The 22,904-nt window shown below is 44.8% G+C and carries 19 protein-coding genes; 17 read left to right on the top strand and 2 right to left on the bottom strand.

Going from position 1 to position 22,904, the window contains the following annotated elements; translation table 11 throughout:
• Positions 1-17 precede the first annotated feature (17 nt).
• The 6 genes from ACFQ3J_RS08370 to speB (ACFQ3J_RS08345) all read left to right on the top strand — a co-directional run bounded on the left by ACFQ3J_RS08370 (position 18) and on the right by speB (ACFQ3J_RS08345) (position 8,085).
• Entirely contained in the window at positions 18-1,970 is a 1,953-nt protein-coding gene (locus ACFQ3J_RS08370; RefSeq protein ID WP_251583602.1) for an amidase family protein, read from the top strand.
• 171 nt (positions 1,971-2,141) lie between these two features.
• On the top strand, positions 2,142-3,221 hold the full coding sequence (locus tag ACFQ3J_RS08365) for a Gfo/Idh/MocA family protein (RefSeq protein WP_251583603.1): 1,080 nt from the start codon (positions 2,142-2,144) through the stop codon (positions 3,219-3,221).
• A gap of 149 nt (positions 3,222-3,370) precedes the next feature.
• The gene (locus ACFQ3J_RS08360; protein WP_251583604.1) at positions 3,371-4,126 is read left to right on the top strand and encodes an SDR family NAD(P)-dependent oxidoreductase; all 756 of its coding nucleotides are present in this window, start codon (positions 3,371-3,373) and stop codon (positions 4,124-4,126) included.
• 201 nt (positions 4,127-4,327) lie between these two features.
• Positions 4,328-5,941: a catalase gene (locus ACFQ3J_RS08355; protein ID WP_091155866.1), complete on the top strand. Its 1,614-nt coding sequence runs from the start codon at positions 4,328-4,330 to the stop codon at positions 5,939-5,941.
• A gap of 178 nt (positions 5,942-6,119) precedes the next feature.
• On the top strand, positions 6,120-6,896 hold the full coding sequence (locus tag ACFQ3J_RS08350; RefSeq protein ID WP_251583605.1) for a kanamycin nucleotidyltransferase C-terminal domain-containing protein: 777 nt from the start codon (positions 6,120-6,122) through the stop codon (positions 6,894-6,896).
• 217 nt (positions 6,897-7,113) lie between these two features.
• On the top strand, positions 7,114-8,085 hold the full coding sequence (gene speB, locus ACFQ3J_RS08345) for an agmatinase (protein ID WP_251583606.1): 972 nt from the start codon (positions 7,114-7,116) through the stop codon (positions 8,083-8,085).
• Between the two features lie 80 nt (positions 8,086-8,165).
• Here the strand turns inward: speB (ACFQ3J_RS08345) and ACFQ3J_RS08340 are convergent, their stop codons facing one another.
• Positions 8,166-8,714, bottom strand: a complete 549-nt coding sequence (locus ACFQ3J_RS08340; RefSeq protein ID WP_091155871.1) for an ANTAR domain-containing response regulator — start codon at positions 8,712-8,714, stop codon at positions 8,166-8,168.
• 346 nt (positions 8,715-9,060) lie between these two features.
• On the opposite strand from ACFQ3J_RS08340, the gene speB (ACFQ3J_RS08335) reads away from it, so the two are divergent.
• From speB (ACFQ3J_RS08335) to ACFQ3J_RS08300, 8 genes are all read left to right on the top strand, one after another.
• Positions 9,061-10,062: an agmatinase gene (gene speB, locus ACFQ3J_RS08335; protein ID WP_251583607.1), complete on the top strand. Its 1,002-nt coding sequence runs from the start codon at positions 9,061-9,063 to the stop codon at positions 10,060-10,062.
• A complete protein-coding gene (locus ACFQ3J_RS08330) occupies positions 10,046-11,686 on the top strand; it encodes an ABC transporter substrate-binding protein (RefSeq protein ID WP_251583608.1) in 1,641 nt (546 codons plus the stop codon). The genes speB (ACFQ3J_RS08335) and ACFQ3J_RS08330 overlap by 17 nt, the downstream gene beginning before the upstream one ends.
• A gap of 29 nt (positions 11,687-11,715) precedes the next feature.
• Positions 11,716-12,705 (top strand): ABC transporter ATP-binding protein, encoded by a 990-nt coding sequence (locus ACFQ3J_RS08325; RefSeq protein ID WP_251583609.1) that lies wholly within the window; start codon positions 11,716-11,718, stop codon positions 12,703-12,705.
• A gap of 5 nt (positions 12,706-12,710) precedes the next feature.
• Positions 12,711-13,775 carry an ABC transporter ATP-binding protein gene (locus ACFQ3J_RS08320; RefSeq protein WP_251583610.1) on the top strand — a complete coding sequence of 355 codons (1,065 nt, stop codon included), beginning with the start codon at positions 12,711-12,713 and terminating at the stop codon, positions 13,773-13,775.
• Positions 13,768-14,718, top strand: a complete 951-nt coding sequence (locus tag ACFQ3J_RS08315; protein WP_091155881.1) for an ABC transporter permease — start codon at positions 13,768-13,770, stop codon at positions 14,716-14,718. Before ACFQ3J_RS08320 ends, ACFQ3J_RS08315 begins: the two co-directional genes overlap by 8 nt.
• Positions 14,719-14,777: 59 nt before the next feature.
• On the top strand, positions 14,778-15,665 hold the full coding sequence (gene opp4C, locus ACFQ3J_RS08310; RefSeq protein ID WP_251583666.1) for an oligopeptide ABC transporter permease: 888 nt from the start codon (positions 14,778-14,780) through the stop codon (positions 15,663-15,665).
• On the top strand, positions 15,634-17,010 hold the full coding sequence (locus ACFQ3J_RS08305; RefSeq protein WP_251583611.1) for an MFS transporter: 1,377 nt from the start codon (positions 15,634-15,636) through the stop codon (positions 17,008-17,010). Before opp4C ends, ACFQ3J_RS08305 begins: the two co-directional genes overlap by 32 nt.
• Positions 17,011-17,234: 224 nt before the next feature.
• Entirely contained in the window at positions 17,235-18,110 is an 876-nt protein-coding gene (locus ACFQ3J_RS08300) for a hypothetical protein (RefSeq protein ID WP_251583612.1), read from the top strand.
• A gap of 96 nt (positions 18,111-18,206) precedes the next feature.
• Here the strand turns inward: ACFQ3J_RS08300 and ACFQ3J_RS08295 are convergent, their stop codons facing one another.
• The gene (locus ACFQ3J_RS08295) at positions 18,207-19,073 is read right to left on the bottom strand and encodes an AraC family transcriptional regulator (RefSeq protein WP_251583613.1); all 867 of its coding nucleotides are present in this window, start codon (positions 19,071-19,073) and stop codon (positions 18,207-18,209) included.
• Positions 19,074-19,234: 161 nt separating this feature from the next.
• On the opposite strand from ACFQ3J_RS08295, the gene ACFQ3J_RS08290 reads away from it, so the two are divergent.
• The 3 genes from ACFQ3J_RS08290 to ACFQ3J_RS08280 all read left to right on the top strand — a co-directional run bounded on the left by ACFQ3J_RS08290 (position 19,235) and on the right by ACFQ3J_RS08280 (position 22,844).
• Positions 19,235-20,614: an MATE family efflux transporter gene (locus ACFQ3J_RS08290; RefSeq protein WP_285850188.1), complete on the top strand. Its 1,380-nt coding sequence runs from the start codon at positions 19,235-19,237 to the stop codon at positions 20,612-20,614.
• A gap of 279 nt (positions 20,615-20,893) precedes the next feature.
• Positions 20,894-22,372: an alanine/glycine:cation symporter family protein gene (locus ACFQ3J_RS08285; protein ID WP_251583614.1), complete on the top strand. Its 1,479-nt coding sequence runs from the start codon at positions 20,894-20,896 to the stop codon at positions 22,370-22,372.
• Between the two features lie 232 nt (positions 22,373-22,604).
• Positions 22,605-22,844 carry a hypothetical protein gene (locus ACFQ3J_RS08280; RefSeq protein WP_091155893.1) on the top strand — a complete coding sequence of 80 codons (240 nt, stop codon included), beginning with the start codon at positions 22,605-22,607 and terminating at the stop codon, positions 22,842-22,844.
• The last annotated feature ends 60 nt before the right edge of the window (positions 22,845-22,904 follow it).

The raw sequence follows: 22,904 nt of genomic DNA, 5'->3' as shown, positions 1-22,904 counted from the left end.
AGTGAGGGATTATAAGTATGAGGAATGGCAAACAGCGAATAATGAGTGTTCTCTTGGCTGGCGGGCTGCTGCTCCCAGTGGCAGGCTTTCCCAGCGAGAGTGAAGCAGCAGCATCTGTAAACACGGAATTGACTGATTTTCTGAACCTAGACTGGGCTCCGAGTGAATGGACTGCAGAGAAAGAATGGGTAAAGACCATCAGTACAGAACAGTTTGCTGAGCTCATTAATCTAGCGGCGAAAGAAGCAGGATCGGAGCGCCTTATTACGGAAGTTCCGCAATCGGGCAAGATTAACCGAGAAATTGCAGCACTCTTATTGGATGAGATCATTGATGTACCTTACGTTGAAGAAATGATGTATCAGGACATTCCGATAAACAGCTATTATGCAAGCTCTATCGGTGTAATCACTACGGCGGGCCTAATGAAGGGAGTTGCTGAGTATACATATGGTTATGGCAAACCACTCACCAAGGGAGATGCAGCAATTGTTGCCCTCAGGCTCTATCAATATTTACAGCCGGTGAGTGTTGCAGAGACATCCATCTCGGATTTGCAGAAGGCTATGACTTCCGGAAGAGTCACCTCGAAAGAGCTGGTGGATATGTATCTGGAGCGAATCGAAAAATACGATGCACAGGGTCCGAAGCTTAACTCTATTATTTCCGTCAACGAACAGGCGGACGAGCTTGCTGAAGAGCTGGATACGGAGCGTGGACAAAGTGGAGCAAGAGGAGCACTGCATGGCATTCCTATTATTCTCAAAGATAATTTCGATACAGCGGATATGCCGACAACGGGAGGCTCGTTAGCATTAGTAGATAGTATTCCCGTGGATGACGCTTATCAAGTAGAGAAGCTAAAAGAAGCCGGCGCAATCATATTAGCGAAGTCTAACCTGCATGAATTTGCATTTGGGTATACAACAGTAAGCTCGGTGTCTGGTCAGACGCTTAATCCGTATAACCTATCCAAAGTACCAGGAGGATCAAGTGGGGGGACGGGTGCATCGATTGCGGCGAGCTTTGCCGCGGCAGGAATGGGAAGTGATACCGGGGGTTCAATTCGGGTGCCGTCTTCATTCAATAATCTGGTCGGTATTCGACCTACTATTGGTTTATCGAGTCGTGACGGGATCATGCCTTTGGCATTGACACAGGATACAGGGGGGCCGATTGCAAGAACTGTTGCTGACGCTGCTGCGATACTTGACGCTACAGTAGGTTATGACCCTGATGATGTGACGACAGCAGCAAGTATCGACCGCATTCCGGAATCATATCTCCATTATTTGGACCCCGCGGGACTCCGTGGTGCAAGGATTGGAATTGTCCGTGAAGTGTTTGGTTCCGATCCAGATATCAATTATGTAATGGATGAGGCAATTCAGGATATGAGAGATCAGGGTGCAGTATTAATTGATGATGTTCAAATTCCTAACTTTGAGCAGATCAACAGTTATGCGAGCCTCAGCGGATGGGAGTTCAAATTCCAGTTTAATGATTATCTCGAAACGCTGGGAGAGGATCGCGAGTATGAGGACCTTGCCGCTATTATTGATTCTGGTTTGTACGATGAATCTGTGAAGACACAGCTCATTGAACGCAATGATCGGGAATCCCTTGAAGATGAGTCATACAAAGACATTGTTCTTTATCGTACGAAATTAGCACAGGATGCCGTACTTAAGATGATGGCCGATTATGATCTGGATGCCCTTATTTTTCCTACATCAGCCAATCCCGTTTCTGATATTGGGGATGAGCAAACGATTGGCGACGGATTTAAACTCAGCTCTTTCACAGGGTACCCGACAATAACGGTTCCGGCTGGCTTCAGAGCTTCTGACCGCATGCCGGTTGGATTGGATTTTATCGGGAGGCCTTTCAGTGAACCTACACTAATTAAGCTTGCGTATTCCTATGAACAGCATACCAAGCATCGTACTGCTCCTGCGTTAACTCCCTAAAGATCAGTGAACGTGAACGAACGGCGGACTTTTGATTCCGCTGTTTTTTCTGTGTGTCAAATCAGGCAGCTGAGTCATTCCCTCAGACGCTGTGTTATAAATATGATGGATCAGGTAAAATGAGTTCTGATAGCTTCGGTCTTATATGAAATGGAAGGTTGAGGATGAGAGATGAATAAAATCGTATTTGCTGTTATTGGGGCTGGATGGAGAGCTGAATTTTTTCTGCGAATTGCTGCAATGCTTCCGGATTTGTTTGAAGTAAGCAGAGTGCTGGTCAGAAATGAAGCTAAGGCAGACAGATTTCAAAAGAAATGGGGCATACCAAGCGTAACGACATTGGATCAATTCTTAGAGAAGCGGGATTATTCGTATGCGATTATTTCCGTACCTTGGGATGCCAATCCGAATTACATAGCCGAGCTGAGCAAGCAGGGAATTCCTGTACTCGCAGAGACTCCTCCTGCACCAGATATTGACGGACTATTGAAGCTGCATGAGGAGCTGCCTTCAAATGCTAAGGTGGAAATTGCAGAGCAGTACTTATATCAGCCTATGCATGCAGCCAGAATTCGTCTCACCCGGTCCGGCATCCTTGGTGAAGTATCTCATGTTCAAGTATCAGCCGCCCATGGGTATCATGGAATAAGCTTGATCAGGGAATTGCTAGGTGTCGGTTATGAGAAGGCGAAAATCACAGGACATCAATTGACAAGTCCAATTGTGAAAGGACCGGACAGACAGGGCTTGCCTGAATCCGAAGAGAAGGTACAGTCCGTTCAAGAGCTGGCAATATTTCAATTTGGAGTGAAAACAGCGGTGTTTGATTTTTCAAATGTTCAATATTTCTCATGGATTCGGGGGGATCGGATATTGGTTCGCGGCGACCGTGGAGAAATCGTCAATGATGAGGTGACTTATCTGAAGGATTTCAGAACGCCAATCACGTCCCTACTGAGAAGAATAGATACAGGGCATGGTGGGAATCTGGAAGGATACGCGCACCGTGGAATTCAGTTTGAGTCGGAGATGATCTATGAGAATCGATTTGAGAGTGGAAGACTGTCAGACGATGAGATTGCTGTTGCGACAAGCATGTATAAGATGGGTCTGTACGCGTTAGATCTGGGACCGTCATTCTATAGTTTTGCAAAGGCAGCGCAGGATCATTATTTATCCCTTATGATGAAGAGATCGATTAAAGAAGGCCAAGAGGTCGTCACTGAAATTATGCCGTGGTCAAGCAGGTGAGCAGCACTCGCCAAACAGACTCCGTTGTTCCCAATACACAAATGGTTCATTATTTTAAACGTAAACCTCGTATTTTTCTGTCATTTGGGTAAATTACTTAAGTCGAGTTATATACCAGAATATAAATGACTGACAGGAGACATGCGAAAATGGCTAAATTAACAGACAAAGTGGCGATCATTACGGGAGGGGCCGGCGGAATCGGTAAAGTAACAGCAGAGCTTTTTCTTAAGGAAGGCGCAAAAGTTGTTATTGTGGACCTTATGCAGGATACACTGGATACCGTGAAGTCGGAGTTGTCATCCCTCGGAGAAATCGTCGCAATACAAGCAGATGTATCAAATGAAGCGGATGTTGAGAAGTATGTAAAAGCGACTGTTGATCAATTTGGCAAAATTGATATTTTCTTCAACAACGCCGGGATTGAAGGAAAAGTTGCGCCGATCATGGAACAAAAGGTTGAGGATTTCGATAAAGTAATCTCTGTTAATGTCAGAGGTGTTTTCCTGGGATTGAAGCATGTGCTTAAGGTACTTGTCAACCAAGGCTATGGTAGTGTAATCAACACTTCATCCGTTGCCGGCTTAAGCGGCAGCATTGGGGTAACGCCATATATTGCCTCCAAGCACGCGGTTGTAGGACTGACCAAGGCAACGGCGCTCGAAGTAGCCAGCAAAAATGTCCGGGTAAATTCCATTCATCCTTCACCTGTCAACACACGTATGATGCGTTCCTTGGAAACGGGGATGCATACGGATCAAGAGACGTTGGCGAAATCCATCCCGCTCGGACGTTATGCGGAATCCAGTGATATTGCTAATCTTGTATTATTCCTTGCTTCCGACGATAGTGCATTTATTACTGGTGTGCAGTATCGCGTTGATGGCGGTATGGGTGCGATGTAATTCATGTAACTACAATACACAGTAATCGATAACCCTTTTCGGCTATGCGGCTGAGAAGGGTTTTTTGTGATGTAAGGCTGCCATTCTGTACCCTATGCTTCTAATTTATGCATTAATTATCAGAATAAAAATTCCAGTTGTGGAAAATATACAAGGGGTAGGCTTGACCTAACCCATACTATAGGAAAGTAGGTACATGAGTTGGATACAAATAATACGGATCCAAGAACGAACATAGAAGACGAGGGAACTTTAACGAATCGACAAGGCCATCCGATTACGAATAATCAGAATATTAGAACCGTCAGCAACCGGGGACCCGCTACACTGGAAAACTACGATTTTATCGAAAAGATCAGTCATTTTGACCGGGAAAAAGTGCCGGAACGAATTGTACACGCCAGAGGAGCAGGTGCCCATGGTTATTTTGAAGCCTATGGTACATGCGGAGATGAGCCCATATCCAAGTACACTCGTGCTAAGCTGTTTCAGGAAAAAGGAAAGCAGACCCCGGTCTTTGTGCGTTTCTCTACCGTGGTACATGGATTGCACTCGCCTGAAACCGTGCGTGACCCACGGGGATTTGCAGTTAAATTTTATACAGAGGATGGCAATTGGGACCTTGTTGGGAATAACCTCAAAATCTTCTTTATACGAGATGCGATGAAATTTCCTGATATGATCCATGCCTTCCGCCCAGATCCGGTGACAAATATTCAAGATGCGAGACGGTTCTTCGATTTCTGTGCCAATTCGCCGGAATCCTTTCACATGGTGACGTTTGTCTATTCTCCATGGGGAATTCCAGCTAACTACCGAATGATGCAAGGCTCGGGAGTTAACACATACAAATGGGTGAATCAAGAAGGTAAAGCAGTGCTGGTCAAATACCATTGGGAGCCAAAGCAAGGTATTAAGAACCTCACTGCGAAGGAAGCTGAGGAGATTCAAGGAAAGAACTTCAACCATGCGACACAGGATTTGTACGAGGCCATCGAGAATGGTAACTACCCTGAGTGGGAGCTGTTCGTGCAGATCATGGAGGATGGTCCGAATGCAGAGCTTGATTTTGATCCGCTTGATGACACAAAGCTGTGGCCAAATGATCAGTTCCCATGGAAAAAGGTTGGCCGCATGGTGCTGAACAAGTCTCCTGAGAACTATTTCAATGAAGTGGAGCAGTCTGCTTTTGGTACAGGGGTATTGGTGGACGGACTTGATTTCTCGGATGACAAAATGCTGCAGGGGCGAACCTTCTCCTATTCCGATACACAGCGCTATCGTGTAGGTGCGAACTATTTGCAGCTGCCGATTAATGCCGCAAAGAAGCGTGTCGCAACCAACCAGGAGGGCGGACAGCTTCGTTATTACAACGATAAGGCACCTGGGCAGAACCTGCATGTGAACTACGAGCCATCCAGTATGGGCGGATTGAAGGAAGCGGAGCAGACGGGCAAAGAGCACACACCATATGTTGAAGGCCATCTCGTGCGGGAGTCAATTGATCGCAATGACAATACGAAGCAGGCAGGCCAAACCTACCGTGATTTTGAGCAGTGGGAAAAAGATGAGCTGATCAGCAACATGGTGAATGACATTGCCATCTGTCCGAAGGATATTCAAGATAAGATGATTGCTCTTGCGGAGCAGGCTGATGAAGACTATGGCCGCCGCTTGAGAGAAGGCATCGCAGAGAAGATCAAAATGATGGGTGACAACAATAGTGTCTCACAGACACATCCGCTTGGAGCCAATGATGCACCTCAGGCAGTGGATGAGGCAATTCAAAAAGGACATGAACAGGATCCTTATTAAGGATTGCTTGCACATGTTAGCTGACTGAGTGCGGTCATCAGTGGTTAATGAAATACATAGGCGCAAGTTCTCTTGGGTCTGAAAAATAAAGTAACCCTCAACACATGAACCATATTCATGCTGTTGAGGGATTTTTTATGCTGTATGATAAGATGGAAACGTAGTTTCGTTAGATCACATGGAGGGGATCAAAATTCTAGCTTATCCTTATAATACATCCAGGGAAGAAAAGTGGAGATTTATAGAACAGATCAAAGACAGGCTTCTGGCTAAGCATGAAGACATTATTATAGCGATTGGAGTATATGGTTCCATTGGACAGCACTCAGATGGGGCGTATTCCGATATTGAGCTTCACGTTGTAACCAAAGATGGTACAAGCATTGCTGAGCTTGAGATCGTGTATCCGCCATTCAAACTGGAAATTGGAGTTACAGAACGGACAAAATGGCTGGCTAAATTAAGACGTGTGGATGACAGCTGGGCGATTTGGTATGGAGCTTTCGTTCATATCATTTCCTTGTACGACTCGGAAGGTTTCTTTGCTACAGTGAAGAAATTGGAATTATCGATATCTGATGAAAAAATAAAGACGATAATGCGTGAATTCATGATCTGGGAACCGTACGAAACGATGGGCAAAATTCGTAATTGCTATAACAATGGTGACCTTACTTATCTCTCTCGTGCAGCTTATGATATAACCTGGCAAACGGCAAAATTGATCGGTCTTGCAAATAAACAATATTACAGTACCAGGGCTGCGACATATAAAGAATCTCTTCTCATGCCATCTATTCCTTCTGGTTATCAAGCGCTCGTTGCGAAAGTAATCGAGGGGGATCTGCGGAACAAAGAGGAGCTTTATCATCTATGTGAAGACTTATGGACGGGATTAAACGAGAGGTATTCACAGCTCGGTATTGTATATGTCAGCAAGCAACTTTCGATATAATATAGTTCTTTAGATATATAATTTAATCACTGTATTGACCATATTTCCATTGTTTGTTATATTACTTACACAACAAATGCATATCTCAAGTAGTCTTTCCGAGACGGGGCTGCTACTTGATCGGCAATAGAGCCGCTTACTTATCTAAGAAGATAAGGGAGCGGCTCTTTTTGTTTAATTATGCATTTTTTAATAATCAATTAGAGGAGTGTTGTACATGTATCGACCTTTAACAGAGAAAGGCAAACCTGCATTTGGAGGAATCCGCACATTTATGCATCTTCCGCATATCAAGACATTGGATCATGTCGATTATGCAATCATCGGAAATCCTTTTGATACTGGCGCGGGTTACGCAGTGGGCACAAGATTTGGTCCGTCGGCGATTCGGGAAATGTCACAGCGAATTAGAACGACAAATCCTGCTCAAGGGATTGATAGCAGCGAGTATTTGTCTGGAATTGATTATGGGGACCTCTCCATATATCCTGGTTATATTGAACAGACGTATGAAACCGTTCAAGAGCAGCTTGCTCCAGTCTACGATAACGGTATTGTTCCCATTATTCTAGGAGGAGACCATTCCATATCCTATCCACATGTGAAGGCTGCTGCAGCCAAATATGGTCCCATCAGCCTGGTTCATTTTGATTCCCATTCGGATGCCTGGGAACCTATGGATGATACACGTAAGTTTTCTCATGGTAATATGTTTTATCATGGAGCTAAAGAATGCTGGATCAATACTCAGACCTCAATTCAAATGGGAATGCGGGGGCATTCGAGTTTAACCCATTATGAAGAAACTCGTGCGCTTGGTTTTGACCTCCTTACTACAGATGATGTGAAGAGAATGGGGACGGAGCAGTTGTGTCAAAGAGTGAAGGACAGAGTTAAAGACACGCCTGTCTTTCTAACCTTTGATATAGATTTTCTTGATCCGGTGTATGCACCAGGTACTGGTACGCCTGAAGTCGGGGGATTTACGACTTATGAAGCAATTCAGATGCTAAGAGGACTTGCTGGAATACATATTGTCGGATGTGATCTTGTAGAAGTGCTGCCCGACCGTGATCCAACAAGGGTAACGGCTCTTAATGCGGCCACGATTGTATCGGAGTTTATTACACTTCTAGCTATACATCGCCGGAGCCAAAAGCGATTGGCTGCAGAATCTATGACTGTCTAACTTCGTGTTTTATAAAAAAAACATCCGCTGAAGCATATTCAGCGGATGTATTAAGGTTGTTAGGACTGCTTAATGTCATATCATATAGGCTGACTTAGTACAGAATCAGCGACCTCGATTAATTTTCTCCGTTCATTCATTGCTTGTGTGCGCATCATTTCATAGGCTTTGTTCTCACTTATATTTTTCTGCCTGCTAAGTGACAGCTTGGCGCTTTCAACACGCTTGATTTCATCAAGCTTGCTAGATAAGAAACGATACTCACGTTCCAAATGGACCCGCATCTGATAGTTCTTTACTCCTATGAGCAATGACCATTGAAGTTCATTGTCATTCATACCTGAGCAAAGCACGCCGTCGAGCTTCTCATGGGGAGCGGCGGTAGCTGGTTTTCGTTCATCGCACCACCACAGAATAGGGAAAGAAAATAAGGAGTTAGCAGAATGAAGCCATTTCTTCAGTCGGCAAGCAGGCAAATCGAGGATGATCATTTCAAACCTGTTCTGTGTAAGTTCTCCCATACATTCAGCTTCAACAGACTCAACACGATAACCTAGTTCCTTAAGCTTGACATCAACTTGACATTTGTTCGTCGGGATATCATGAACATGCAATAATCTTGGTTTCATAATTTACCCATCACCTCGAAGTAGGAATTGAGACAACAGCTTTCGTGTTTTGTGTATGTACAAAGGTGAATGAACCTGATTAATGATAATTTATATAATACATCTATTTAAAAGTCAACAGATTAGGTAAAGTAACATGACATATTTGTACAAAAAATAATAATTTTCAGGATAATATGTTAAACATATTGACATAACTAATTCCTGTTTCTATAATTGCATTACACAACTGCATACAAGCATGCATCCTCTGGAATGGGATGTTTGTCTATGGCAAAGAGGCCGCTTAATCATAAGCGGCCTCTTTTTGCTTTTTTCTTAGAAAATAGAATGGAGTGAGATGAAGATGAAATATCGTCCACAGATTGAAATGGGGAAACCGTTGTATTCAGGAATCCATACTTTTATGCATTTGCCTTATGTTCAGAACCTGGAAGAAGACGTTGATTTTGCCGTAATCGGCGTTCCGTTTGACACGGGTGTCAGTTATGGAATTGGTGCTAGGTTCGGACCATCAGCGATTCGTAGCATGTCTCAGCGGATCAGGCCCATCTCTCCCGTACACCAGATTGATATTTCTGAATATTTATCAGGAGTAGATTATGGGGATCTAATCGTTCATCCAGGCTATATCGAACAGTCTTATCAGGCAATTGAAGATCAGCTGACTCCAGTATTTGGAGCAGGTATAGTACCGATATTGCTGGGAGGAGATCATTCCATATCATTACCCCACTTAAGAGCAGCAGCCAAGAAGCATGGTCCTGTATGTCTGGTGCATTTCGATTCCCATTCCGATACTGGACGATCCAAACATCCGGAAAGAATGTGGTCGCATGGAGCTGTTTTCAGTTATGCAGTAGATGAGGGCCTAATTGATCCTTATCATTCAATCCAGATGGGAATGAGAGGAACAACGTACCGTGCAGGAGGGCTGGAGGAAGCTAGAGCTATGGGTTTTGAGGTGTTGACGACAGATGATGTCAGAGATTTAACTATTCCTGAACTTTGTCGCAAGGTTAAAGAGCGTGTCGGAGATCGCCCGGTGTTCCTTACCTTTGATATTGATTTTCTTGATCCGGTCTATGCGCCTGGAACGGGCACACCAGAGGTCGGAGGCTTTACAACCTATGAAGCTCAGAAGATGCTGAGAGGCTTGGCAGGTATTGATTTTATTGGTTTTGATCTGGTAGAGGTTCTGCCTGACCGTGATCCAAGTCAAGTGACGGCACTGAATGCAGCTAATATTGGGTTCGAGTTTATCAGCTTGCTTGCGGTAAAGCGTAGAGATAACTCGGAACTGGTGACTAAGGTGGAAGGGGATGTGTCTTATGAGAAAATGGTTTGAAAAAATGGCATTATACCCCCTGTTAGGCATGCTATTAATAACAGGCTGCGGCTCGCAGGGAGAAGGATCCGTAACCGCAGTGGGTGCGTCTTCCGGTGGTGGTACTTCACAAGCAAACCAGTTGACTATCGGAATCACCAATCCTCCGCTTATGTTTAACCCGATTGATTCGGATGGAAGTGGGTCGAGCGGTGCTGTATTTACGTATCGTTATTTCTTTGACAGTTTGATCAAGACGACAGGACCGCTTCAATTTGACCTTCAGCTGGCAGAGTCTTTTGATACAGAGGATAATCAAACATTCAAAATTGCTATCCATCCCGATGCAAACTGGACAGATGGTGCACCAATCACAGCAGAAGACGTTGAATTTACGATCAATCTGATTGCAAATCCAAACACTATAACTACCCAGCGCAGTGCTATTTTTTCATTGGATGGTCTGAATGAGAAAGGAATGCTGCCGGAAGGAACGGACAAGCTCGAATCCATTAAAGTCATTGATGACAAGCATCTGGAGCTGCGCACCAAAACCCCGGTTGATCCCAATCTCGTATATGAACGCTTCTCAGATGTGCTGATTGTACCTAAGCATGTGTTGTCTGAGGTGAACCCTGCGGAACTGAACCAACATCCGTTTTGGCGTAGTCCCAATGTAACATCCGGACCGTATTCTTTTGTTAAGTATGAGAACAAATCGTATGTTGAGCTGGCTGCCAATCCAGATTATTACCGGGGAGAGCCGAAGATAGAGAAAATATTTATTAAAATTATGCCAGCTGCCAATATGGTCGCCCAATTAAAGTCAGGTGAGCTCAATATGAATGCTGCGCAAGGCGTCGGAAACATTCCGGCTACGGAGTGGAGCACGGTCAAATCGATTGAAGGACTAAAGACGCTTGAAGAGCAGACCCGTAGATATAATTCCATCGAAATTAATACCGAACGGTTCCCCGATAAAAAAGTGCGCCAAGCTCTTGCCTACGCAATTGATCGTCAGATGATTGTAGATCAGCTGATGCCTGGAACAGGAGAGCTGCAAGACGGTCCTTATTCGAATAGCCATCCTTACCATGACGAGAATATCCTCAAATATTCCTACGATCCAGAACTTGCCAAACAAATGTTAGCTGAAGCAGGGTTCGACATGAATACTCCCATTGAGCTTATTGTTCCAACAGGAGATAGAACACGAGAAATGGCAGGGAATATTATTCAACAAAATTTTCAGGCAATAGGCCTGAAGGTGAATCAGGTCAATTTCGATTTTCCGACAACGGTATCTAAGCTTGTTTCCGGAGATTTCGATCTTGCGCTCAGCAGTTTCGGGAGCATTATCGATCCGGATGGGCCGGCAACGGTCTACCGATCAACTGCAGCTCTTAACGATATGCGATATAACAATCCGGATGTAGACAAGCTGTTTGATGCGGGCATGGCAGAGACGGATCCTGAGAAACGGAGTGAGATCTATGACAAGCTTCAGAATATCATTCAGGAGGATGTTCCACTCATCACGGTTTACTCAGAGTATAACCTTGTGGCAATAGGAGAGGACATCAACGGCAAGGGTGGGGTCGTCGATGGCATGCACTATGACGTCAACACATGGGAACGTAGATAAAGATCTGCAATAATCGAAGGAGGTGCAGCATGAACGAATTACTGACGGTTCGAGAGCTGAAAACCAATTTCCGTACAGAAACAGGAGAAGTGACTTCCGTTGATGACGTCAGCTTCTCTCTTCAAGAAGGTGAGACCTTATGTATCGTTGGCGAATCTGGCTGTGGAAAAAGTGTAACATCTCTATCCATCCTGCGCTTGCTTGGGCGCAGCGGTTATATATCGCACGGATCCATTCGGTTCCAGGATAAGGAACTGGCGGAGCTTCCAGAAGCTGAGCTAATTAAACTTCGGGGCAAAGATATCTCCATGATATTTCAGGACCCGATGTCCTCGCTAAATCCCGTTTTTACGATCGGAAATCAGTTAATTGAGGTTATCCGGATGCATTTGGGTTTGAACACTAAACAAGCCAGAGAGCACGCAGTATCCTTACTTAAGCAAGTTGGATTTTCGAGAGCAGAGCAGATTCTTGGTCAATATCCCCATACATTATCAGGTGGAATGAGACAGCGGGTCATGATTGCCATGGCTCTTGCCTGTAAACCCAAGCTCCTGATTGCGGATGAACCAACGACAGCTCTGGATGTGACGATTCAAGCCCAAATTCTCCAGCTGATTAAAGATATTCGCTCCGAATACGGTACTTCAATCATGTTGATTACCCATGACCTAGGTGTTGTTGCAGAGATGGCGGATCGAATTATCGTCATGTATGCCGGTCAGGTAGTTGAGGAAGCGGAAGTATTCGAGCTGTTTGATCATCCCGCTCACCCCTATACCAATGGCTTGATGGAATCCATCCCTCATATTGAGATAGATGACGCGAGGCTTCACTCTATTCAAGGATCGGTTCCTTCCCTGCAAGAGATGCCTACAGGCTGCAGATTCATGAAGCGATGCACAAAAGCTGGGGAACTGTGTAATTCACTTCCTCCACTTACAGAGATTAAAGCAGCTCACAAAGTAAGATGCTGGTATCCAATGATGACGGACAATTTGTCCAAGATCGAGGGGTGAATTCGATGTCTACCATACAGATGAATAAAAAGGAGAACATCAAGGCCGCAACGCCTTTGCTTCAACTAGAAGCTGTTCATAAATATTACTCAATCAAAAAAGGAGTGTTCTCCAAAACCATCGGTCACATCAAAGCAGTGGATGGGGTGAACTTAACGGTGTTCCCTGGTGAAACTGTCGGGCTTGTAGGGGAATCAGGCTGCGGAAAATCGACGCTTGGGAGGAGCATTGTTAAGCTGGAGGAGGTTAGTAAAGGCAAAGTCCTATTTGAGGGAAAGGATATTGCTCCACTGCCTCTTGGTGCAGTGCGGGGGGTACGGCGCGATTTGCAAATGATTTTTCAAGATCCATATTCATCCTTGAATCCGAGAAAGCGGATCGTGGACTTGATGACAGAGCCTCTCAAAGTTCTACGGGGAATGACGGATGCAGAGGCAATACAGCAGACTTCCTGGCTGATGGAAATTGTGGGATTGCCTCTATCGAGTCTTGGTAAATATCCTCACGAATTCTCGGGAGGGCAACGTCAGAGAATTGGCATTGCTCGTGCAGTGGCCTTGAAGCCAAAACTAATCGTCTGTGACGAACCCGTCTCAGCACTGGATGTGTCGATCCAAGCTCAAATCTTGAACCTGCTAAAGGATTTGCAGCAAGAGTTTAGCCTGACATATCTGTTCATCGGGCATGGACTAGGCTCGGTTAAATATATGAGTGACCGAATTGCAGTCATGTATTTAGGGAAAATCGTCGAATTTGCTTCTGCCAAAGCCTTGTTCCATCGTCCGAAGCATCCATATACCAAGGCGCTGTTGGATGCATATCCTGTACCTAATCCACATCTTCGAAATAAAGAACGCATCCTCCTGCAAGGGGATGTTCCGAGTCCATCAGCACCACCAGCAGGCTGTCGTTTTCACACCCGTTGTCCACTGGCAAACAATAAATGTAAGGAAGAGGAACCTCTGCTTACTGAGAATCGATCTGACCCGGACCATCACTATGCCTGTCATTATCCGCTTGTAAGTAACGAAATAGAGAGGTCTAGTGAAGAGAGGTTGATCTATGTTTAATTACATTATTCGAAGATTGCTCATTGCACTCCCGGTGCTTCTTGGTGTCACCTTTCTTAACTTTGTGCTAATTAACCTGGCTCCAGGAGATCCGGTGGACATGTACGTGAACCCAGATGTAACGGAGGAGGACAAGCAGATTCGGAGGGAAGCGCTAGGACTGAATGATCCGTTCATGATCCGTTATTTTAAATGGCTAGCGAATCTATTACAGGGTGATCTTGGGCATTCCTTCAGTTCGTTCCAGCCTGTTACAACCATGATTTCAGAACGCATTGGCCCGACCTTGCTGTTAGTCGGAGCTTCCATATTGTTTGGTTATTTGATTGCTATACCTATTGGTATATACTGTGCTGTCAAATCCGGATCCAAATTTGATTACTTGATGTCAACCGGATCTCTTCTGGGTGTATCCATCCCCAATTTTTTTCTTGGTTTAGGTCTTATTTATATCTTCGGTGTTCTGCTAGGTATACTTCCAACCGGTGGTATGAACTCAATGGGAGGCAGCGGAGGGTTCTGGGATACACTGACTCATCTCATCCTGCCTACGATTACTCTAGGAACCTCGATATCCGGAGGCATGATCCGTTATGTGCGATCAAGTGTCATTGAAGTGCTTGGACAAGAGTATCTAAGGACAGCTCGGGCTAAGGGGATGAAGGAATTCATCGTTATTAACAAACATGCACTAAAAAATGCGCTGATCCCTCTTATCACCATTGCCGGTCTTGATATTCCAATACTGATCGGCGGTGCAGTAATTACAGAAACTATATTTCAGTGGAACGGAATGGGCCAGCTCACCATTCAAGCCATATTCTCAAGAGATTTTCCGCTGCTTATGGGTGTAAATATGCTTGCCGCCTTGTCTGTGCTAGCCGCAAATCTATGGTCTGATGTTATGTATGCGGTCGTTGATCCACGAATCAAATATAGTTAATGAAAGGAGTGAGATGTATGCCTTCACTAAATGTGCAGCCTATTGCAGCATCAGAAGATATGACATCAGCAGCCACGGCTCACGTGCCTTCCTATGAAGCGGATAGCTACTGGAGAATGATTAGACAGCGATTTATGCAGCACAAGCTTGCTGTAGCAGGACTTATTATCATGGGATTCTTGATTCTCGTTGGGATATTCGCGCCATGGATCGCGCCATACGATCCGAATGCGATTATAGGAGCTTTCTCTGCACCACCTTCTGGTGCACACTGGCTTGGAACCGATCAGGTAGGCAGAGATGTACTCAGCAGGTTGATTTATGCTACCCGAGTATCGCTTGCAGTGGGTGTTATAACCGTAATCCTGTATGTTCTAATAGGTACAGTGGTTGGGGCCATTGCTGGTTATATCGGTGGATGGGTGGATATGCTGATCAATCGAATCATTGATGTATTTATGTCATTTCCCAGCATGATGGTCATTCTTGTACTTGTAACGGTACTCGGCACGGGGCTCTCGAATATTATTATCGTGCTTGCGCTGCTTGGTTGGCCGGCGGTTGCAAGACTGGTGAGAGGCAGTGTGCTCTCGCTTCGCCAATCCGAATTTGTACGGGCCGGAATAGCACTCGGTTTTAGCTCACCGCGTCTCATCTTCGGCCATATCTTACCGAATGCGATTGGACCTATTCTCGTAAATGCTACATTTGGTGCAGCTGCCGCGATTCTATCGGAATCCTCTCTAAGCTTTCTGGGGATGGGAGTTCAGCCGCCGGCTGCAAGCTGGGGGAATATGCTGAATGCGGCACAGTCCATCACTGCACTGACGACTCAGCCTTGGCTATGGATTCCGCCAGGTCTGGTTATAATTCTTTCTGTGCTATCCATTAATTTTATAGGTGATGGTATTCGGGATGCGATGGACCCACGCAGGACGGGGGCGTGAAAGTAGAGGTCATATGAAGAGTTCACTTGTTATCTTTCTCATATCGTTTACCAATCTCAATTTGCTGAAAATATATCCGAAAGATGCGCTGCTGTTTATTGCCGCCAGCTTCGTTAATTCAACAGGCAAAGCAATCATGTGGCCATTAACTACCCTATATGTTCACAACATCATGGGAAAATCCTATGGTGAAGCTGGATTAATCGTGCTGTATCAAGCGCTGTGCAGTGTAATAGGTGAAATTGTAGGCGGTAATTTGTATTACCGGCTTGGTCCGAAATTGCTGATTGCCGGCTCGTTTATTCTGTCCGCTTCCGCACTGTATGGTATAGCCTTCACTGACAGCTGGCCTGCGTATATCCTGTGCGTGTGCTTGCTTGGTTTTGTTAACGGAATTGCACTCCCATCCTTAAATGCCTATGTTGGGTTTCGTTGGAAAGAGCATCGAAGAACGCTGTATAACCTTATGTATGTCTGCAACAATTTCGGGTTGTCTATTGGAGCGATGGTCGGTGGTCTGATTGCATCCATTTCTTTCACATTGACCTATACGTTTACAGGGACGACAACTCTATTGTTTGCAATTTTTCTGCTTTTTTTTATGCGCGTGAGTGGAGGCGCAGCTTCAAATTCACATCCTCACTCAAGTCAGAAAACGGATAAGAAATCCACTATAGCAGAAGAAAAAAATCCGTTTATTATGGAAGAGGCCCATTTGGATCGAAAAAGCTTATTGAAAAATATAAGCATATATTTGTTTATTTCTCTTGGTGCCATGTTCTTCTGGTTTTCGTTTTCTCTCTGGTCAACTGGAATAGCCCCTTACATTAACGAGAAGGGGATGGATCTTAAGTTCTACAGTCTGCTGTGGACGATCAATGGTTTTGTGATCTTGTTTGGGCAACCGTTTACTGCCTGGATTAAAAGTCGTTTTGCACAAACGATTGTCAGGCAAATGTTTGTAAGTGCGATATTCTCAGCTATGGCTTTTTCCTTCATTCTATTCTTCCATGAACAGTACATTTATCTGGTCCTCGGTATGATCCTGGCTACAATCGGAGAAATGTTGCTGCTGCCTACAATCCCTACTTTTTTCTCTGAACGAACAGGCCATTACGCACCTTTCTATATGGGATTGTCAGGAGGGTTTTCAAATGTGGGAAGAATGATTGGCCCGTTAATGTTTGGTAATGTATATGATCTCTGGGGGATCATCCCGGTAATTTTTCTTGGCACGATGTCTTCATTTGCTGCACTTGTGATGTTTTATATCCATTCCAATTTAAACAAGAATGAAGAGCCTGTGCATGGCTTGTCGTTGAGGGCAGAGACCCTGGGGAAATAAGCTCACTGTTTCATAATGGAGCAGCACAAAACCGTCGTTTGTTTAAGTACAAATGACGGTTTTTTGTGCAGCTAGATTCGGCCTTTGTATTTACTGTTCAGGTCAATATATTGACCAATCTTCACCAATCTTCATCTAAAAGACATACGAATGGTCAGAGCCTAAAATGTGTTTACAAGCAACTTTGTAGTATCCAATCGCGTCATAAACTAGAGGAGGTGCTGATGATGAAGATCCAATCCAAAATGATATTGCTGCTGCTGCTTACATTCGCGATTGCAGGTTGTGCTCAAACTAATGAAGCAGACCCAGTCCCTGAACCCGGAGTTGACCAGGGAATCGTAGAACCGAATGAGCCCGAGGTAGAAGTGAAGGAAGCCAAAGGAACTCTTACAGGTCTTGCTGATCCGCACACGGTTGAGATTGTAATAGATGGCGAGCCGACAGCCTTTCAGTTAGGCGAGGGAATGCAGGCTGCCATTGCGGAGGTGGGAGAGAACAGCGTCCTTGAATTTAAATATGAAGAGCGGCCGATTGAAGGCGAGGATACGTTACAGCAGCGGGTTCTCATTGAGATTATAAGTTCTGCACAGGGAAGCGAGGGTCCTGATACGGCAGAGCCAAAAACGCCGGGAGACGAACGACCTTCTGTTACAGAGGTTGAACTACAGCTTGAGGGTATGACTGAGCAGAAAGAAGCAGAGCTGGTAAAAGCAGCTGATGGATATTCACTGTATGTATTTGATATATTCACCTTCAATCCAGAGACAGGTGTGCTGTCCATGGATGTCGATCCAAGCTATGAGGTGAAGATTGGTCAGCAGAGCGGAGATACCGAGCTTGCACAGTTAAAAGAAGAGGGGATGACTAAGCTCTCAGCATTTGGAGCAGTTGAAGAGCTGGAGCATGATAGCATTCATGATGCAAGCCTGTTTCTAAAAGTTCGGGAAGAAGCTACTGGAGACTCTTACGAATATATCGTTAAGGATATGGATGGTACTTGGTTTATATATGAGGTTGCAATACCGCAAGGAGAACCGACGGAAGGATTTAAACCACATGCTTATGCTTCCATAAATACAATTGAGCTTGATCAGTAGTTTGTGTGAAGGTCCGATACCGATTAATGGTTCGGACCTTTACTCTTGGTGAGATGAACTCTATGAATAGCTCTGATCGATATTCTGGAGTTATCACTACATAAACAGACGCTTCCGAAAATTTCGTGGTGATATGCCCTCCTGTTTAGTGAAGCAGGATGTGAAGTATGCAGCTTGGTTAAAGCCGACTTCCTCAGCGACCCGGCTAATGGAGAGATCTGTTTGCAGCAGCAGCAGCTTTGCCTGTTCGATGCGGTAATGCAGTAAATACTCGACGGGTGAACGATTGAATTCCTTCTGCATGCACCGTGCGATATAGACAGGGTGAAAGTTGATACGTTCTCCCATGGTCTGCGCTTTAAATTCCTCACGATAATGTTTACGTATATAAGCAGCGGCCTTACTGGCACAGGCGGAGGATGGCGAGGAGATCGGCGGCTCCAGTGCCCCGGCCAGCTGCTCCATCAGCTCTTGAAAAACAAGCTGCTGCTTCCATAAGGATTGAGTATGATGACCATGCTGTACGAGTCCTGTTAATGTTCGAAGCAATGCCTCTGTTTTGTCTATGCTTGGCAGCGTGCCGAACTGAGGGATATTTACCGTGAAGTAATTCGGCACCATTAACTGCAGCTCGGAAGAATCATGGCTGGGAAGCTTCAGAGATGACGAATCCGTGCTCCACGAGCCAGACGATTGAAAGTGCAGCCAGTAATAGGTTGTATCCTCTGAGCATTCTTTCGTTCCGTAATGATGCGCATCCGGCCTTAGAATCAAATATTTACCTGTGCTAATGCGATAGGCAGTGCCGTTCTCCGTGACGTCAAGCTCCCCAGAGATAACAACGAGCAAATCAAATATGCCGATGTTCTTACGGTTTGGGTGCTTACCCGCCATCGGTCCATTACAGATCCCGCTCATGATATATTCCGGCAGCGGAGGAACCGAAAAATGAAGAATAGTCATAGTAAAAGCCCTTTCATATCCTTAGGTTTGAATATTATAAGTTTGAGTTCATAAAATGATATTATCCTTTTAGTATACCATCTATAATTTTAAAATGTTGAGGCGTTCGGATCGATTTTTTGATAAACGCTTATTTTGTTGTGGAGGTTGGAATATTAGATATGGATAATAAAAAGTTTACGTTATGGGTGCTGGCATGGCCCATATTTATTGAACTGTTTCTGCAGTTTCTGCTCGGAGCAGTTGATACATTAATGGTAAGCCGGATTTCCGATGATGCCGTTGCCGTTGTCGGTTTCTCCAATCAGCTGTTTCAGGCAATGACCGTGTTGTTTACAACGATCGCCAGCGGAGCAGGGATTCTGATTGCCCAGAAGCTGGGCTCAGGCAAGATGCAAGATGCCCGAATTATCGGTATTATGGCTTTTAGCGTGACTACGCTGATCGGCATTCTATGCAGTGTCGTTCTGTTTGTGTTTCCAGAACAGATTTCTTCCATGCTGCAGCTCCCAGCAGGATTGCTTCCGCTCGCAGGGACTTACATTTCGATCGTAGGCGGAGGTATGGTGCTTGTGTCCATGATGGCGACGATGAGCACTGTGATTCGGAATACAGGGAATACGAAGGGGCCGATGTATGTTGCAATTGGGATGAATATCATTCACGTCTTCTTTAACTATGGCTTCATATTCGGGGCCTTCGGTTTCCCACAGTGGGGACTCACCGGGGTAGCTATATCAACGGTTGTAAGTCGCCTTCTGGCTGTATTGTTGCTGTTCTACATGTACCTTCGCTCATTTGATTATAAGATTCAATGGAAGGAATTCCGGATTTTTAACAAGCCTTTGTTTGGCGAGATTATGAAGATTGGCTGGCCGCTGGGAGTCAATTCCTCTTGCTGGGTCTTTACACAGCTCATCCTGTACTCGTTTATCGCAACACTAGGATCTGCGGAACTGGCAGCCAGAACATACATGAATACACTGGAGTCATTCTGTTTCCTGCTCGGTTCATCCATTGCAATGGCAGCCCAAATTCAAATTGCTCATTTGTTTGGTGCAGGAAGAATTCAGGAGGCATACCGCAGCGCCTACAGGGCACTAGGCATCGGGGCGATATATGTTGTAGTTAATGCGTTCATACTCTTTGTATTCGGAAGACATATATTAGGCCTGTTTACCGATGATCAGACCATTATTGCAATTGGAGCCTCGTTACTAGGGATGAATCTAATATTGCAGCCGGGGAAAATGCTCAATATGGCACTCGGCAGTTCGCTAAATGCGATTGGAGATACGAGGTTCACGATGTATATCTCATTAGGATCGATGTGGATTGTAGCTACCGGTCTCTCTTACGTACTTGGAGTTCACATGGGATGGGGACTGGTCGGAATCTATTCCTGCATGATCGCTGACGAATATTTGAGAGGCATCCTTTCTTATTATAGATGGAGGGGAAAGAAATATTTGAAGAAGGCAGAAGTGAGCAGCAACGAAGCTGTAACCCCTCCGTCTCTTGAAACGATAGCAGCAACATAATTGAAATGCTCGTTCAACGAAGAGTCCGTCTTAGTATAAGACAGGGCTCTTTATTTGTTTCGCCCACGATTGACATAAACATTGACATGCTGCTGTATAAATTACAAAATGCCCGTTTCTTCTCTAATGCCAGCGATCTAACTCTTTATTGATACTTATATGAAATATATATTGACATGATATGGTGTGTTCGGACTATAATAACTCAATGTAGGGAGAATGAAGTTAATTTATATGACGCAATGAAAAGTAAAAGTATAAATTCCGGGAGGTTTGCAAATGGAGTCATTTGTTAATTGGTTAAACGGTATTATATGGAGCGATGCATTAATTTATCTTTGTTTAGCGACAGGACTCTTTTATACTTTTGCAACACGTTTTATGCAGGTAAGAATGATTAAGGATATGTTTAAGCTGATGTTTAAAGGAAAAAGCTCTGATGCGGGAATATCTTCCTTCCAAGCCTTATCCATGGCTTTGGCGGGAAGAGTCGGAACAGGAAATATCGCAGGTGTAGCAACTGCCATCGCTTTTGGCGGACCGGGTGCGGTATTTTGGATGTGGCTGATTGCCTTCCTTGGTGCAGGATCTGCATTTGTCGAAGCAGCGCTGGGCCAAGTGTATAAGACGAAGCAGGATGGACAATTTCGCGGAGGCCCAGCATATTACATCGAAAAAGGACTGAATATGAAATGGTATGCGGTCTTGTTTGCAATCGTGACCGTATTGGCTACTGGTCTGCTTCTGCCAGGTGTTCAAGCGAATAGTATCGCTTCGGGAATGTCAACGGCATTTAATATTGATCCTGTCGTTACTGGCATCATTCTTGTAGTTCTTCTGGCGGTCATTATCTTTGGTGGGGTTAAGCGGATTGCCAATGTCGCCCAAGTAGCGGTTCCATTTATGGCGGCAGGATATATCATAATGGCAGTCCTTATTGTGATCGTGAATTTCTCTGAAATTCCAGCAGTATTGAGCATGATTTTCTCAAGTGCATTTGGAGCGCATGCTGCCTTTGGCGGTATTTTAGGGGCTGCGATTAGCTGGGGTGTTAAGCGTGGAATTTATTCCAATGAAGCAGGACAGGGAACAGCGCCGCATGCGGCAGCCGCTGCAGAAGTATCCCATCCTGCGAAGCAAGGCTTGGTGCAGGCATTTTCAATCTATATTGATACGCTGTTTGTATGTACTGCAACGGCATTCATGATATTGATCACTGGAATGTACAATGTTATCCCAGAAGGAACAGCACCGATTGTGAATAATCTGGGGGATGTTAGTCCAGGTCCAGATTTCACGATCAAGGCTGTTGAGACCTTCATGCCAGGTTTTGGTGCACCGTTCATTGCGATTGCGCTGTTATTCTTTGCTTTCACAACCATCATGGCCTACTATTATATGGCTGAAACTAATCTTGCTTATATTAATCAAAAAACGCGCCGGATTTGGTTAGAATATGTGCTCAAATTGGTAATATTAGGCGCCACATTCTACGGCAGTGTGAAGACAGCGAGCCTTGCATGGGGACTCGGAGATATAGGCGTTGGCAGTATGGCATGGCTGAATATTATTGCGATTCTTCTACTCACCAAGCCTGCCCTCAAAGTGCTTAGAGATTATGAAGCCCAGAAGAAAGAGGGCAAAGACCCCGTATTCGATCCAGTTAAGCTGGGTATTCGAAATGCAGAGTTTTGGGAAAAGGAATACGTCCCAGACCCGCCTGCAGATAAGCCGAGCAACAACACGTTGAATTTCTAACTTATATCATCATGGCATGAGTGACATATGTTTGGGATCATTCAATGATCCACAGCAATCCTCGTTTCTCGAAAGAGAGGCGGGGATTTTTTTGCTATATATTTCAGGATCGTTCATTTTGGGATTTATGCAAAATTCTTATTTCTAAACATTAAATTAATGAAGTAAAACCTATAATTCATCGGGTATGTCGTGGAATCTCTTTGCGATAAGATGTTCCTAGACTAGAGTCATGCCAAATCGGCAGAGTATTGATGGTTTAGACGCTATAGCTGATGGCATGAAAAAGCGCATAGCTATGTTCAGTCCGTGGTCTGCTCCTTATGTGGAGCAATTACTGTTCGAATATAAGCTGGCTGTAGACGATACCACACTTGCAAGTCCTAAAGGAGCTTTCATCCGTGCCCAAACCGCTGTTATGCTTAGGCTGCTCTTGGAAGGCAGTAAATTATATAAGAAGCTTACTATGTAGGATAGACCATCGCCTTTTATAGGGGGTGGTCTTCTCATTTCACCCATTTTCATCATATTT

It is taken from the genome of Paenibacillus provencensis, assembly GCF_042678545.1.
GTDB classification, from domain to species: Bacteria; Bacillota; Bacilli; order Paenibacillales; family Paenibacillaceae; genus Paenibacillus; species Paenibacillus provencensis.
Note: the sequence above shows the minus strand (reverse complement) of the source record. Positions and strands in the feature narration are given on the sequence as shown.

Excerpts from the sequence above, each read along its gene's own strand:
- ACFQ3J_RS08330 (WP_251583608.1), top strand. The coding sequence starts at position 10,046 with ATGAGAAAATGGTTTGAAAAAATGGCATTATACCCCCTGTTAGGCATG.
- ACFQ3J_RS08295 (WP_251583613.1), bottom strand. The coding sequence starts at position 19,073 with ATGACTATTCTTCATTTTTCGGTTCCTCCGCTGCCGGAATATATCATG.
- ACFQ3J_RS08365 (WP_251583603.1), top strand. The coding sequence starts at position 2,142 with ATGAATAAAATCGTATTTGCTGTTATTGGGGCTGGATGGAGAGCTGAA.
- ACFQ3J_RS08325 (WP_251583609.1), top strand. The coding sequence starts at position 11,716 with ATGAACGAATTACTGACGGTTCGAGAGCTGAAAACCAATTTCCGTACA.
- ACFQ3J_RS08290 (WP_285850188.1), top strand. The coding sequence starts at position 19,235 with ATGGATAATAAAAAGTTTACGTTATGGGTGCTGGCATGGCCCATATTT.
- speB (WP_251583606.1), top strand. The coding sequence starts at position 7,114 with ATGTATCGACCTTTAACAGAGAAAGGCAAACCTGCATTTGGAGGAATC.
- opp4C (WP_251583666.1), top strand. The coding sequence starts at position 14,778 with ATGACATCAGCAGCCACGGCTCACGTGCCTTCCTATGAAGCGGATAGC.
- ACFQ3J_RS08315 (WP_091155881.1), top strand. The coding sequence starts at position 13,768 with ATGTTTAATTACATTATTCGAAGATTGCTCATTGCACTCCCGGTGCTT.
- ACFQ3J_RS08350 (WP_251583605.1), top strand. The coding sequence starts at position 6,120 with ATGGAGGGGATCAAAATTCTAGCTTATCCTTATAATACATCCAGGGAA.
- ACFQ3J_RS08360 (WP_251583604.1), top strand. The coding sequence starts at position 3,371 with ATGGCTAAATTAACAGACAAAGTGGCGATCATTACGGGAGGGGCCGGC.
- ACFQ3J_RS08285 (WP_251583614.1), top strand. The coding sequence starts at position 20,894 with ATGGAGTCATTTGTTAATTGGTTAAACGGTATTATATGGAGCGATGCA.
- ACFQ3J_RS08370 (WP_251583602.1), top strand. The coding sequence starts at position 18 with ATGAGGAATGGCAAACAGCGAATAATGAGTGTTCTCTTGGCTGGCGGG.
- speB (WP_251583607.1), top strand. The coding sequence starts at position 9,061 with ATGAAATATCGTCCACAGATTGAAATGGGGAAACCGTTGTATTCAGGA.
- ACFQ3J_RS08300 (WP_251583612.1), top strand. The coding sequence starts at position 17,235 with ATGATGAAGATCCAATCCAAAATGATATTGCTGCTGCTGCTTACATTC.
- ACFQ3J_RS08340 (WP_091155871.1), bottom strand. The coding sequence starts at position 8,714 with ATGAAACCAAGATTATTGCATGTTCATGATATCCCGACGAACAAATGT.
- ACFQ3J_RS08320 (WP_251583610.1), top strand. The coding sequence starts at position 12,711 with ATGTCTACCATACAGATGAATAAAAAGGAGAACATCAAGGCCGCAACG.
- ACFQ3J_RS08280 (WP_091155893.1), top strand. The coding sequence starts at position 22,605 with ATGCCAAATCGGCAGAGTATTGATGGTTTAGACGCTATAGCTGATGGC.
- ACFQ3J_RS08305 (WP_251583611.1), top strand. The coding sequence starts at position 15,634 with ATGCGATGGACCCACGCAGGACGGGGGCGTGAAAGTAGAGGTCATATG.